Source organism: Pseudoduganella sp. HUAS MS19 (genome assembly GCF_053615455.1).
Genome location: NZ_CM132133.1, coordinates 882,287 through 893,991 on the forward strand (window position 1 = coordinate 882,287; position 11,705 = coordinate 893,991).

24 protein-coding genes are annotated in these 11,705 nt (G+C 57.1%); all 24 read left to right on the plus strand.

Annotation, left to right across the window (positions count from 1 at the left end; translation table 11 throughout):
* The first annotated feature begins 3 nt into the window (after nucleotides 1-3).
* The 24 genes from rpsS to rplQ all read left to right on the plus strand — a co-directional run bounded on the left by rpsS (nucleotide 4) and on the right by rplQ (nucleotide 11,661).
* On the plus strand, nucleotides 4-279 hold the full coding sequence (gene rpsS, locus ACWBU6_RS04045) for a 30S ribosomal protein S19 (RefSeq protein WP_130315950.1): 276 nt from the start codon (nucleotides 4-6) through the stop codon (nucleotides 277-279).
* Nucleotides 276-608 (plus strand): 50S ribosomal protein L22, encoded by a 333-nt coding sequence (gene rplV, locus ACWBU6_RS04050; RefSeq protein WP_207232949.1) that lies wholly within the window; start codon nucleotides 276-278, stop codon nucleotides 606-608. The genes rpsS and rplV overlap by 4 nt, the downstream gene beginning before the upstream one ends.
* 9 nt (nucleotides 609-617) lie before the next feature.
* Nucleotides 618-1,409, plus strand: coding sequence for a 30S ribosomal protein S3 (gene rpsC / locus ACWBU6_RS04055; protein ID WP_130315948.1), 792 nt, complete (start codon nucleotides 618-620; stop codon nucleotides 1,407-1,409).
* 2 nt (nucleotides 1,410-1,411) lie between these two features.
* Nucleotides 1,412-1,831: a 50S ribosomal protein L16 gene (gene rplP / locus ACWBU6_RS04060; protein WP_028101660.1), complete on the plus strand. Its 420-nt coding sequence runs from the start codon at nucleotides 1,412-1,414 to the stop codon at nucleotides 1,829-1,831.
* Nucleotides 1,832-1,843: 12 nt separating this feature from the next.
* Nucleotides 1,844-2,035, plus strand: coding sequence for a 50S ribosomal protein L29 (gene rpmC / locus ACWBU6_RS04065; RefSeq protein WP_028101659.1), 192 nt, complete (start codon nucleotides 1,844-1,846; stop codon nucleotides 2,033-2,035).
* Entirely contained in the window at nucleotides 2,032-2,298 is a 267-nt protein-coding gene (gene rpsQ / locus ACWBU6_RS04070) for a 30S ribosomal protein S17 (protein ID WP_130315947.1), read from the plus strand. Before rpmC ends, rpsQ begins: the two co-directional genes overlap by 4 nt.
* A gap of 249 nt (nucleotides 2,299-2,547) precedes the next feature.
* Nucleotides 2,548-2,916: a 50S ribosomal protein L14 gene (rplN, locus tag ACWBU6_RS04075; RefSeq protein WP_028101657.1), complete on the plus strand. Its 369-nt coding sequence runs from the start codon at nucleotides 2,548-2,550 to the stop codon at nucleotides 2,914-2,916.
* Nucleotides 2,917-2,927: 11 nt separating this feature from the next.
* Complete coding sequence (gene rplX / locus ACWBU6_RS04080) at nucleotides 2,928-3,242, plus strand: 50S ribosomal protein L24 (RefSeq protein ID WP_155452626.1); 315 nt, start codon at nucleotides 2,928-2,930, stop codon at nucleotides 3,240-3,242.
* Nucleotides 3,243-3,248: 6 nt separating this feature from the next.
* A complete protein-coding gene (gene rplE, locus ACWBU6_RS04085) occupies nucleotides 3,249-3,788 on the plus strand; it encodes a 50S ribosomal protein L5 (protein WP_028101655.1) in 540 nt (179 codons plus the stop codon).
* Nucleotides 3,789-3,794: 6 nt separating this feature from the next.
* Nucleotides 3,795-4,100, plus strand: coding sequence for a 30S ribosomal protein S14 (gene rpsN, locus ACWBU6_RS04090; protein WP_055937643.1), 306 nt, complete (start codon nucleotides 3,795-3,797; stop codon nucleotides 4,098-4,100).
* Between the two features lie 14 nt (nucleotides 4,101-4,114).
* The gene (gene rpsH, locus ACWBU6_RS04095; RefSeq protein WP_130315945.1) at nucleotides 4,115-4,510 is read left to right on the plus strand and encodes a 30S ribosomal protein S8; all 396 of its coding nucleotides are present in this window, start codon (nucleotides 4,115-4,117) and stop codon (nucleotides 4,508-4,510) included.
* 11 nt (nucleotides 4,511-4,521) lie between these two features.
* Nucleotides 4,522-5,055: a 50S ribosomal protein L6 gene (gene rplF / locus ACWBU6_RS04100; RefSeq protein WP_130315944.1), complete on the plus strand. Its 534-nt coding sequence runs from the start codon at nucleotides 4,522-4,524 to the stop codon at nucleotides 5,053-5,055.
* A gap of 13 nt (nucleotides 5,056-5,068) precedes the next feature.
* Nucleotides 5,069-5,431 carry a 50S ribosomal protein L18 gene (gene rplR / locus ACWBU6_RS04105; RefSeq protein WP_452647580.1) on the plus strand — a complete coding sequence of 121 codons (363 nt, stop codon included), beginning with the start codon at nucleotides 5,069-5,071 and terminating at the stop codon, nucleotides 5,429-5,431.
* Nucleotides 5,432-5,441: 10 nt separating this feature from the next.
* The gene (gene rpsE / locus ACWBU6_RS04110) at nucleotides 5,442-5,960 is read left to right on the plus strand and encodes a 30S ribosomal protein S5 (RefSeq protein WP_057264732.1); all 519 of its coding nucleotides are present in this window, start codon (nucleotides 5,442-5,444) and stop codon (nucleotides 5,958-5,960) included.
* 14 nt (nucleotides 5,961-5,974) lie between these two features.
* A complete protein-coding gene (gene rpmD, locus ACWBU6_RS04115) occupies nucleotides 5,975-6,151 on the plus strand; it encodes a 50S ribosomal protein L30 (protein ID WP_035373423.1) in 177 nt (58 codons plus the stop codon).
* Between the two features lie 26 nt (nucleotides 6,152-6,177).
* On the plus strand, nucleotides 6,178-6,609 hold the full coding sequence (gene rplO, locus ACWBU6_RS04120; RefSeq protein WP_028101648.1) for a 50S ribosomal protein L15: 432 nt from the start codon (nucleotides 6,178-6,180) through the stop codon (nucleotides 6,607-6,609).
* A gap of 26 nt (nucleotides 6,610-6,635) precedes the next feature.
* Complete coding sequence (gene secY, locus ACWBU6_RS04125; RefSeq protein WP_452647581.1) at nucleotides 6,636-7,970, plus strand: preprotein translocase subunit SecY; 1,335 nt, start codon at nucleotides 6,636-6,638, stop codon at nucleotides 7,968-7,970.
* Nucleotides 7,971-8,189 carry a translation initiation factor IF-1 gene (infA, locus tag ACWBU6_RS04130; protein ID WP_005663428.1) on the plus strand — a complete coding sequence of 73 codons (219 nt, stop codon included), beginning with the start codon at nucleotides 7,971-7,973 and terminating at the stop codon, nucleotides 8,187-8,189.
* 36 nt (nucleotides 8,190-8,225) lie between these two features.
* Nucleotides 8,226-8,339: a 50S ribosomal protein L36 gene (rpmJ, locus tag ACWBU6_RS04135; RefSeq protein ID WP_082507582.1), complete on the plus strand. Its 114-nt coding sequence runs from the start codon at nucleotides 8,226-8,228 to the stop codon at nucleotides 8,337-8,339.
* 16 nt (nucleotides 8,340-8,355) lie between these two features.
* Nucleotides 8,356-8,721: a 30S ribosomal protein S13 gene (gene rpsM / locus ACWBU6_RS04140; RefSeq protein ID WP_028101646.1), complete on the plus strand. Its 366-nt coding sequence runs from the start codon at nucleotides 8,356-8,358 to the stop codon at nucleotides 8,719-8,721.
* A 14-nt stretch (nucleotides 8,722-8,735) separates the two neighbouring features.
* Nucleotides 8,736-9,140 (plus strand): 30S ribosomal protein S11, encoded by a 405-nt coding sequence (gene rpsK, locus ACWBU6_RS04145; RefSeq protein WP_028101645.1) that lies wholly within the window; start codon nucleotides 8,736-8,738, stop codon nucleotides 9,138-9,140.
* Nucleotides 9,141-9,377: 237 nt separating this feature from the next.
* The gene (rpsD, locus tag ACWBU6_RS04150) at nucleotides 9,378-10,001 is read left to right on the plus strand and encodes a 30S ribosomal protein S4 (RefSeq protein WP_342118631.1); all 624 of its coding nucleotides are present in this window, start codon (nucleotides 9,378-9,380) and stop codon (nucleotides 9,999-10,001) included.
* 102 nt (nucleotides 10,002-10,103) lie between these two features.
* Nucleotides 10,104-11,081: a DNA-directed RNA polymerase subunit alpha gene (locus ACWBU6_RS04155; RefSeq protein WP_130315941.1), complete on the plus strand. Its 978-nt coding sequence runs from the start codon at nucleotides 10,104-10,106 to the stop codon at nucleotides 11,079-11,081.
* A 184-nt stretch (nucleotides 11,082-11,265) separates the two neighbouring features.
* Entirely contained in the window at nucleotides 11,266-11,661 is a 396-nt protein-coding gene (gene rplQ, locus ACWBU6_RS04160; protein ID WP_452647582.1) for a 50S ribosomal protein L17, read from the plus strand.
* Nucleotides 11,662-11,705 lie beyond the last annotated feature (44 nt).

Below are 11,705 nucleotides of genomic sequence, written 5' to 3' on the forward strand. Positions count from 1 at the left end.
ACCATGACTCGTTCATTGAAAAAAGGGCCGTTCTGCGACGCCCACCTGGTGAAGAAAGTCGAAGCCGCGCAAGCGTCGAAAGACAAGAAGCCAATCAAAACCTGGTCCCGTCGTTCGACGATCATGCCTGACTTCATCGGTCTGACCATTGCCGTGCACAACGGCAAGGTGCACGTGCCTGTGTACGTTTCCGAGAACATGGTTGGTCACAAGCTCGGCGAATTCGCGCTGACCCGTACCTTCAAGGGCCACGCTGCTGACAAAAAGGCTAAGAAATAATGGAAACTAAAGCTATCCTCAAAGGCGTGCGCCTGTCGGATCAAAAAGGTCGCCTGATCGCTGACCTGATTCGCGGCAAGAAGGTTGACGCCGCGCTGAACATCCTGCAGTTCAGCCCGAAAAAAGGCGCGTTCATCGTCAAGAAAGTGCTGGAGTCCGCCATTGCGAACGCCGAGCACAACGACGGTGCCGACATCGACGAACTGTTCGTAAAGACCATCTACGTCGAAAAGGGTCCAATCCTGAAGCGCTTCACTGCACGCGCTAAAGGTCGTGGCGACCGTATCTCGAAACAATCCTGTCACATTTACGTGACTGTCGGTAACTAAGGAGCTGCGATGGGTCAGAAAATTCATCCAACCGGTTTCCGTCTGGCGGTCACCCGTAACTGGGCATCTCGCTGGTACGCAACCAACGGTAACTTCGCTTCGATGCTGAACGAAGACCTGAAGGCACGTGCTTTCCTGAAGAAGAAGCTGAAAAACGCTTCCGTAGGCCGCATCGTCATCGAGCGTCCTGCCAAGAACGCACGCTTCACCGTGTACAGCTCGCGTCCTGGTGTCGTGATCGGCAAGAAGGGCGAGGACATCGAAGTCCTGAAGTCCGCCCTGACCAAGATCATGGGCGTGCCAGTGCACGTGAACATCGAAGAAATCCGTAAGCCGGAAATCGACGCGCAGCTGATCGCTGACTCGATCTCCCAGCAGCTGGAAAAGCGTATTATGTTCCGCCGCGCCATGAAGCGCGCCATGCAGAACGCAATGCGCCTGGGCGCCCAGGGCATCAAGATCATGTCCTCCGGCCGTCTGAACGGCATCGAGATCGCCCGTACCGAATGGTATCGTGAAGGCCGCGTGCCTCTGCATACCCTGAAGGCGGACATCGACTACGGTACCTCCGAAGCTTCCACCACCTACGGCATCATCGGTGTCAAGGTGTGGGTGTACAAGGGCGACCGCTCCGCCACCGGCGAAGCACCAGTCATCGACACCCCGGCTGAAGAGAAGAAGCCACGTGGCCCGCGCCGCGAAGACGGTAAGCCAGCTGGCCGCCGTCCAGCTCCAGGCGCCAAAGCCCCAGCCGCCCGCCGCGCTGCCAAGCCGGCTGCAGCTGACAAAGCAGGAGAATAAGCATGCTGCAACCAAGCCGCAGGAAATATCGTAAAGAGCAGAAAGGCCGCAACACCGGCATTTCGCACTCCACCGGCACTAACGTGTCGTTCGGTGAGTTCGGCCTGAAGGCCGTGGCTCGTGGCCGTATCACTGCACGCCAGATCGAGTCCGCTCGTCGTGCAATGACCCGTCACATCAAGCGTGGTGGCCGTATCTGGATCCGTGTTTTCCCAGACAAGCCGATCTCCAACAAGCCTGCCGAAGTCCGTATGGGTAACGGTAAAGGTAACCCGGAGTACTACGTTGCCGAAATCCGTCCAGGCAAAGTCCTGTACGAAATGGATGGCGTTGGCGAAGAACTGGCACGCGAAGCGTTCCGTCTGGCTGCTGCTAAACTGCCTCTGGCTACCACCTTCGTGGTGCGCCAGGTTGGCCAATAATTGGAGTGAAATATGAAAGCATCTGAACTCCGTGGCAAAGACCAGGCTGCACTGCAGAAAGAACTGAACGACCTGCTGAAGGCGCAGTTCGGTCTGCGTATGCAAGCTGCTACCCAGCAGCTGGGCAACAGCTCGCAGCTGAAGAAGGTCCGCCGCGACATCGCCCGCGTGAAAACGGTAATGAACTCGAAGGAAGCGAAATGACCGAACAAGTTAAGCTGAAGCGTACTCTGATCGGTAAAGTCGTGTCCGACAAGATGGACAAGACCGTTACCGTTCTGATCGAACGTCACGTCAAGCACCCTCTGTATGGCAAGATCATCGTTCGTAGCGCCAAGTACCATGCGCACGACGAGACCAACCAGGTCAAAGCCGGTGATACGGTAGAGATCATGGAAGGTCGTCCGATCTCCAAAACGAAGGCGTGGACGGTGACCCGTGTAGTGCAAGCTGCACAAATCGTCTAAGTAAGTTGCAAGCCGGGAGCGTGAGTTCCCGGCCACAATTTAATTAGTTCTTGCAGGCCCGCAGGTTTTGTGTGATACTTGCGGGCTTCGTCCATGTATCCGCCGCAAAGTTTCTCTCCGTAGACGCGATAGCGGTCAGTACTTGTATGAAGATCAAGCACCCAATCAGCCATGTTGGCTGGCGGGACCAAGACTGACCGATGTCCGCATTGTGTGGATTCTTCGGCTTAAGTTGGGAAAGAGATAACTATGATTCAAACTGAAAGCCGGCTCGAAGTAGCCGACAACACCGGTGCGAAAGAAGTCATGTGCATCAAGGTGTTGGGCGGTTCCAAGCGCCGTTACGCTGGCATCGGCGACGTGATCAAGGTCACCGTTAAGGTGGCTCAGCCTCGCGGCCGTGTCAAAAAAGGTGAAATTTATAACGCCGTGGTTGTGCGCACCGCTAAGGGTGTGCGCCGCCAGGATGGTTCGCTGGTGAAGTTCGACGGCAATGCCGCTGTCCTGCTGAACAACAAGCTGGAACCAATCGGTACCCGTATCTTTGGCCCAGTGACGCGTGAACTGCGCACTGAGAAGTTCATGAAGATCGTGTCCCTGGCACCGGAAGTCCTGTAAGGAGTCAGACAATGGATAAGATTCGCAAAAACGACGAAGTCATCGTCCTGACTGGTAAGGACAAGGGCAAGCGCGGCGTAGTGACCCAGCGTGTAGACGCTGAGCACGTCGTGGTAGACGGCGTTAACGTGGCTAAAAAAGCCGTTAAGCCGAACCCGATGACTGGTGTTCAAGGTGGCATCGTTGACAAGACCATGCCAATCCACGTGTCCAACGTTGCTCTGTTCAACGCTGCGACCGGTAAGGCAGATCGCGTAGGCTTCAAGGAAGTGGACGGTAAAAAAGTCCGCGTCTTCAAGTCGAACGGCGAAGTAGTGAAAGGGTAATCAGAAATGGCCCGTCTGCAACAACTGTACAAAGACAAGATCGTCGCTGAGCTGACCGGTAAATTCGGTTACACCTCCGTGATGGAAGTGCCGCGCCTGACCAAGATCACCCTGAACATGGGTCTCTCGGAAGCCGTGGCTGACAAGAAAATCATCGAGCACGCTGTTGGCGACCTGACCAAGATCGCCGGCCAGAAGCCAGTCGTGACCAAGGCCCGTAAGGCAATCGCAGGTTTCAAGATCCGCGAAGGCTACCCGATCGGTACCATGGTGACCCTGCGCGGCGCCCGCATGTACGAATTCCTGGACCGTCTGATCACCGTGGCCCTGCCGCGCGTGCGTGACTTCCGTGGTGTGTCTGGCAAATCCTTCGATGGCCGTGGTAACTACAACATCGGCGTGAAAGAACAGATCATCTTCCCGGAAATCGAGTACGACAAGATCGACGCACTGCGTGGTATGAACATTTCGATCACCACCACCGCGAAGACCGACGACGAAGCCAAAGCGCTGCTCGCCGCCTTTAAATTCCCGTTCAGGAACTAAACGATCATGGCAAAACTCGCACTGATTAACCGTGAACAGAAGCGTGCTGACCTGGTAGCCAAGTTTGCTGCCAAGCGCGCCGCTCTGAAGGCCATCATTGATGACCAGACCAAGTCGGAAGAAGAGCGTTACGAAGCGCGCCTGAAACTGCAGGCCCTGCCGCGTAACTCGGCTCCAACCCGTCAGCGCAACCGCTGCCAGGTCACCGGTCGCCCACGTGGCACCTTCCGTAAATTCGGCCTGGGTCGTATCAAGCTCCGTGAATTCGCTATGCGTGGCGAAATCCCGGGTATGACCAAAGCCAGCTGGTAATAGGAGAATAAGCAATGAGTATGAGCGATCCTATCGCCGATATGCTGACCCGTATTCGCAACGCACAGACCGTGCAAAAGACCTCCGTGGCTATGCCATCGTCGAAGGTGAAAGTTGCGATTGCCAACGTCCTGAAAGACGAGGGTTACATTGAAGATTTCGCCGTGTCCACCAACGAGGGCAAGTCGGAACTGAAAATCGGTTTGAAATATTATGTAGGCCGTCCTGTGATCGAGCGTCTGGAACGTGTTTCGCGTCCAGGCCTGCGTATCTACAAAGGCAAAGATGAGATCCCAACCGTGATGAACGGCCTGGGCGTGGCAATCGTGTCGACCCCGAAAGGCGTCATGACCGATCGCAAGGCGCGCGCTACCGGTGTTGGTGGCGAAGTCATCTGCTTCGTGGCTTAAGGAGTAACACAATGTCTCGTGTAGCTAAAATGCCGATCGTTGTGCCTGCTGGCGCCGAAGTTGCCATCTCCGCACAAGCGATCACCGTCAAGGGCCCGCTGGGCACCCTGACCCAGAGCCTGAACGGCCTGGTAAAAGTTGAAAACAACGCTGGCACCCTGTCCTTCGACGTGGTGAATGACAGCCGTGAATCGAACGCCATGTCCGGCACCCTGCGTGCCCTGGTCAACAACATGGTCGTGGGCGTTACCAAGGGCTTCGAGAAGAAGCTGTCCCTGGTCGGCGTGGGCTACAAGGCCCAGGCTCAAGGCGACAAGCTGAACCTGTCCCTGGGCTTCTCGCACCCAGTCGTTCACGACATGCCTGCCGGCGTGAAGTGCGCAACCCCAACCCCAACCGAGATCATCATCTCTGGCGTCGATCGCCAAAAGGTTGGCCAGGTGGCTGCCGAAGTGCGTGCTTACCGCTCCCCTGAGCCTTACAAGGGCAAGGGTGTCCGCTATGTGGACGAAGTGGTTAAGCTCAAAGAAACCAAGAAGAAGTAATTAGGGGCTGACGATGGACAAAAAAGAATCTCGTCTGCGCCGCGGACGTCAAACTCGCATCAAGATCGCGCAACTGAAAGTGAACCGCCTGTCGGTGTACCGCACCAACCTGCACATTTACGCGAACCTGATCAGCCCGGACGCCAAAGTTCTGGTTTCGGCCTCGACCGTGGAAGCGGAAGTGCGCGCCGAGCTGGCTGGCAAGTCTGGCAAGGGTGGCAACGCCGCCGCTGCCGCACTGGTTGGCAAGCGTGTCGCAGAAAAAGCACTGAAAGCGGGCATCACCGAAGTCGCCTTCGACCGCTCCGGTTTCCGTTACCACGGCCGCATCAAGGCGCTGGCTGAAGCCGCGCGTGAAGCTGGCCTGAAGTTCTAAGGGTACGATCATGGCAAAAATGCAAGCAAAAATGGCATCCGATAAGCCGGATGATGGCATGCGCGAAAAAATGATCGCGATCAACCGCGTGACCAAAGTGGTCAAGGGTGGTCGCATCATGGGCTTCGCAGCGCTGACCGTGGTGGGTGACGGCGATGGCCGCATCGGCATGGGCAAGGGCAAGTCGAAGGAAGTTCCAGTCGGTGTGCAGAAGGCAATGGAAGAAGCCCGCCGCAACCTGATCAAGGTTCCTCTGAAGAACGGCACCCTGCAGCACACCGTCACCGGCCGCCACGGCGCGTCGAAAGTGATGATGTCGCCAGCCAAGCCAGGTACCGGCGTGATCGCTGGTGGCGCCATGCGCGCGATCTTCGAGGTGATGGGCGTGACCGACGTGGTGGCGAAATCCACCGGTTCGAACAACCCGTACAACCTGGTGCGCGCCACCCTGGACGGCCTGGCCAAAATGAGCACTCCAGCTGACATCGCTGCCAAGCGCGGCAAGTCGGTTGAAGAGATCCTGGGTTAATAGGGAGCACTTCAATGAGCACTATCAAAGTCAAACTGGTGAAGGGCCTGATCGGCACCCGTCAAGACCACCGCGCAACCGTGCGTGGCCTGGGCCTGCGTCGTGTGAACTCTGTCAGCGAACTGCAGGACACTCCTGCTGTGCGCGGCATGATCAACAAGGTCGCCTACCTCGTTAAAGTCGTTTCCTAAGCGACCCTTAGGAACTGGAGAAAACAATGCAACTGAATACCATTCAACCAGCAGAAGGCGCGAAGCACGCTAAGCGCCGCGTTGGCCGCGGTATCGGCTCCGGCCTGGGTAAAACCGCAGGCCGCGGCCACAAAGGTCAGAAATCGCGTTCGGGCGGCTTCCACAAAGTCGGCTTCGAAGGCGGTCAAATGCCTCTGCAGCGTCGTCTGCCTAAGCGTGGCTTCAAATCCCTGAATGCCACTTTCAAGGCTGAAGTGCGTCTGTCCGACCTGAACGCCCTGGCTGTCGGTGAAGTCGACATCCTGGTGCTGAAACAGGCCGGCGTGCTGAATGTTCTGGCACGCGACGTACGTGTGATCGCTTCCGGCGAAATCACCAAAGCAGTGACCGTAAAAGGCCTGAAGGTGACCGCTGGCGCGAAAGCAGCCATCGAAGCAGCTGGCGGCTCGGTAGCCTGAGTCAGCTAGCTTAATCGGAGCGAAAATTGGCAACGAACCAACAGCTTGCTAAATCCGCCGCCGCCGGCTTCCCATGGAACCGGCTGTGGTTTTTGCTGGGCGCTCTGGTGGTGTACCGTATCGGTGCACACATCCCTGTGCCGGGTGTCAACCCGGTAGAGCTGGCACGGTTGTTTGAAGGGCAGCAGAACGGCATCCTGGGCATGTTCAACATGTTCTCGGGTGGCGCGCTGTCGCGCTTCACGATCTTTGCCCTGGGCATTACTCCATACATTTCGGCCTCGATCATCATGCAGCTGGTGTCGATCGTGTCGCCGACCATGGAGGCGCTGAAAAAAGAAGGGGAAGCGGGGCGTCGCAAGATTACCCAGTACACCCGTTATGCAACTGTCGGTCTGGCACTGTTCCAGGCGTTCGGCATCGCGGTCGCGCTGGAATCCCAGCAAGGCCTGGTGATCGACCCTGGCATGGGCTTCCGCTTCGTCACCGTGGTGACGCTGCTGACCGGCACCATGTTCGTGATGTGGTTGGGCGAGCAGATTACCGAGCGTGGCCTTGGTAACGGCATCTCGATCATCATCTTCGCCGGTATTGCGGCAGGTCTGCCAAGCGCCTTGGGTGGTTTGTTCACCCAGGTCAGCAACAACCAGATCAACGCTTTCTCGGGGATCCTCATCGTGGTCCTGGTGGCAGCCGTCACCTATGCCGTGGTGTTCGTCGAACGTGGGCAGCGCAAGATCCTGGTCAACTACGCCAAACGTCAGGTCGGTAACAAGATCTACGGTGGGCAGACCAGCCACCTGCCGCTCAAGCTCAACATGGCAGGCGTAATCCCGCCGATCTTCGCTTCGTCGATTATCTTGTTCCCGGCTACCATCGTGGACTGGTTTTCGAAAGGTGCCGACAACAGCAATCCTGTGGTCGCGTTCCTGAAAGATCTGGCTGCGTCGATGGCTCCTGGTGAGCCAATCCATGCACTGCTGTACGCTGTGGCAATCGTATTCTTCTGCTTCTTCTACACCGCACTGGTGTTCAACAGCAAGGAGACTGCGGACAACTTGAAGAAGAGCGGGGCCTTTGTGCCAGGGATTCGTCCCGGTGAGCAGACAGCCCGTTACATCGACAAGATCCTGATGCGATTGACCCTGGCGGGCGCCGTGTACATTACCGCCGTGTGCTTGTTGCCGGAATTCATGCAAGCGCAGTGGAAGGTGTCGTTCTATTTTGGTGGTACTTCGCTGTTGATTATTGTGGTTGTGACCATGGACTTCATGGCTCAAGTGCAAAACTATGTGATGTCGCAGCAATATGAATCGCTGCTGCGCAAAGCTAACTTCAAGGGCGGACTTCCGACACGATAAATGGCAAAAGACGACGTAATTCAGATGCAGGGCGAGATCCTGGAGAACTTGCCCAACGCAACTTTTCGAGTAAAGCTGGAAAACGGCCACGTGGTACTCGGCCACATTTCGGGTAAAATGCGCATGAACTACATCCGCATTCTCCCTGGCGACAAGGTCACGGTTGAATTGACGCCGTACGACCTGAGCCGGGCCCGTATTGTGTTCCGGACAAAGTAATTAATTAAGCAATTTCGAACATAAGAGAGTGCAATCATGAAAGTTAACGCTTCAGTTAAGCGCATCTGCCGCAACTGCAAGATCATCAAGCGCAAGGGCGTGGTCCGCGTAATCTGCGTGGAAGCTCGTCACAAGCAGCGTCAAGGTTAATTCGAGGGAATAACGAATGGCACGTATTGCAGGGGTTAACATCCCAAATCATAAGCACACCGTTATCGGCCTGACCGAGATCTACGGTATCGGCCGTCCTCGTTCGCAGTTCATCTGCGCACAAGCCGGCGTTGCAACCAACAAGAAGGTCAAGGACCTGGACGACAGCGAACTGGAAAAGCTGCGTGAAGAAATCGGCAAGTTCATCGTGGAAGGCGACCTGCGCCGCGAACTGTCGATGAACATCAAGCGTCTGATGGACCTGGGCTGCTACCGTGGTCTGCGTCACCGTAAGGGCCTGCCGGTCCGCGGTCAGCGCACCCGCACCAATGCACGTACCCGCAAGGGCCCGCGCAAAGCCGCTCAATCGCTGAAGAAATAATCTAGGGAACTACTATGGCTAAGCAACAAAGCTCCGCAGCAGCCGCTCGCGTACGCAAGAAAGTCAAGAAGAACGTCGCTGAAGGTATCGCACACGTTCACGCTTCCTTCAACAACACCATCATCACCATCACCGACCGCCAGGGCAACGCTCTGTCGTGGGCGACCTCCGGTGGTGCCGGCTTCAAGGGTTCGCGCAAGTCGACCCCGTTCGCAGCGCAGGTTGCTGCTGAAGCCGCTGGTAAAGTGGCGCAGGAATGCGGCGTGAAGAACCTGGAAGTGCGCATCAAGGGCCCTGGTCCTGGCCGCGAATCCGCTGTTCGCGCACTGAACAACCTGGGCATCAAGATCACCGAGATCCAGGACGTGACCCCAGTGCCGCACAACGGCTGCCGTCCTCCAAAGCGTCGTCGTATCTAATATCAGTCTGACATTGGCCGGTTCGGTGTGGGCCGGCCACCGTCTTCTGAAGTCAAAATCGCTGGAACAGTGAACCGGAAACGGTTATACTGTCCGGCTATTTTTGCCTTTCCGCGCCGCTTTTTGTGGCTGGACTGGCAATGTTGAGCCACCGCCTGCGCTGAAAGTGAGCCAGGCTAGCGCCTAACCGCATTCCGATGCGGCTGGGGCGTCATTTATCATTCAAAGGAAATTACCGTGGCACGTTATATCGGACCAAAAGCAAAACTGTCCCGCCGTGAAGGCACCGACCTGTTCCTGAAGAGCGCACGCCGCTCCCTGGATTCCAAGTGCAAACTGGACGTCAAGCCAGGCCAGCACGGCGTGAAATCCGGCGCCCGCACCTCCGACTACGGCAACCAGCTGCGCGAAAAGCAGAAGGTCAAGCGTATGTACGGCGTGCTGGAACGCCAGTTCCGCCGCTATTTCGCTGAAGCTGAGCGCCGCAAGGGCCCAACCGGCGAAACCCTGCTGTCCCTGCTGGAATCCCGCCTGGACAACGTTGCTTACCGCATGGGCTTCGGCTCGACCCGCGCTGAAGCGCGTCAGCTGGTTTCCCACAAAGCCTTCACCGTGAACGGCAACGTGGTGAACATTCCTTCGTACAACGTGAAGACCGGCGACGTGATCGCCGTGCGCGAAAAGTCGAAGAAGCAGACCCGTATCGTTGAAGCCCTGTCGCTGGCTGAACAAGTCGGCATGCCGGCTTGGGTGTCGGTCGACTCCAAGAAAATGGAAGGTACCTTCAAGTCCCTGCCAGAGCGCAACGAAATCGCTGCCGACGTCAACGAATCGCTGATCGTCGAACTGTATTCCCGTTAATCTCGGGTGCTGTACCAAGGCGGGACGCGGTCCCGCCTTTTCCATTTAATGCCATCAGCCTTATCGGTGTAACGAGCCGAGGGTAATGAAAAGGACATTTACATGCAAAATAGCTTGTTGAAACCACGTATTATCGATGTTGAAGCCCTGGGCCACGGTCACGCCAAAGTCGTGATGGAGCCATTCGAGCGCGGCTACGGCCACACTCTGGGCAACGCGCTGCGCCGCGTGCTGCTGTCTTCGATGACCGGCTTTGCGCCGACCGAAGTCACCATCGCCGGTGTCGTTCACGAGTACTCCTCGCTGGACGGCGTGCAGGAAGACGTGGTGGACCTGCTGCTGAACCTGAAGGGCGTCGTGTTCAAGGTGCACAACCGTGACTCCGTGACCCTGACCCTGAAGAAGGAAGGCGAAGGCCCAGTGATGGCGTCGGACATCGACCTGCCACACGACGTGGAACTGATCAACCCGGACCACGTGATCGCCAACCTGACCGCTGGCGGCAAGCTGGACATGCAGATCAAGGTCGAAAAAGGCCGCGGCTACGTTCCTGGCAACGTGCGCCGCCTGTCGGAAGACGCCAACAAGACCATCGGCCGCATCATCCTGGACGCTTCGTTCTCGCCAGTGCGCCGCGTTTCCTACGCTGTCGAATCGGCACGTGTGGAACAGCGTACCGACCTGGACAAGCTGATCATCAACATTGAAACCAATGGCGTGATCACCCCGGAAGAAGCGATCCGCCAGTCGGCCCGCGTGCTGGTCGACCAGCTGAACGTGTTTGCTGCCCTGGAAGGCACCGAAACCACCGCTGAAGCGCCATCCCGCGCGCCAATGGTCGATCCGATCCTGCTGCGTCCAGTGGACGACCTGGAACTGACCGTGCGTTCGGCCAACTGCCTGAAGGCAGAAAACATCTACTACATCGGCGACCTGATCCAGCGCACCGAAAACGAGCTGCTGAAGACCCCGAACCTGGGCCGCAAGTCGCTGAACGAAATCAAGGAAGTGCTGGCATCGCGCGGCCTGACCTTGGGCATGAAGCTGGAAAACTGGCCGCCTGCCGGCCTGGAGAAGTAATAACTGACAGATTGGGTGACAGTGCTGGACATCGCGCAGCGATGTTCTGCCCTGTCACCAACTGATTTGCAGTACCCGTCCGCTGCGTTGTGCAGTAGACGTTTTAACTTGATAACCGGACCGCGCCACGGCTTGCCAAGGCGATCGAAGATCTCGGATTTAAACATTATCGAAAGGAAGTACCATGCGTCACCGTCACGGCCTCCGTAAACTGAACCGTACCTCGTCCCACCGTCTGGCAATGCTGCGCAACATGACTGTTTCGCTGCTGCGTCACGAAGCGATCAAGACCACCTTGCCAAAGGCCAAGGAACTGCGTCGCGTTGTGGAACCAATCCTGACCCTGGGCAAGACCGACACCCTGGCCAACAAGCGTCTGGCTTTCTCCCGTCTGCGCGACCGCGAGATGGTTCTGAAGCTGTTCGCTGAACTGGGCCCACGCTACGCCAACCGCAACGGCGGCTACCTGCGTATCCTGAAAATGGGTTTCCGTCATGGCGACAACGCGCCAATGGCTTTCATTGAGCTGGTGGACCGTCCAGAAGTCAGCTCCGCTGACGAGGCACCAACCGCTGAGTAATCTCAGTCAGGTTTATTGAAAAGCCGGGCATTGCCCGGCTTTTT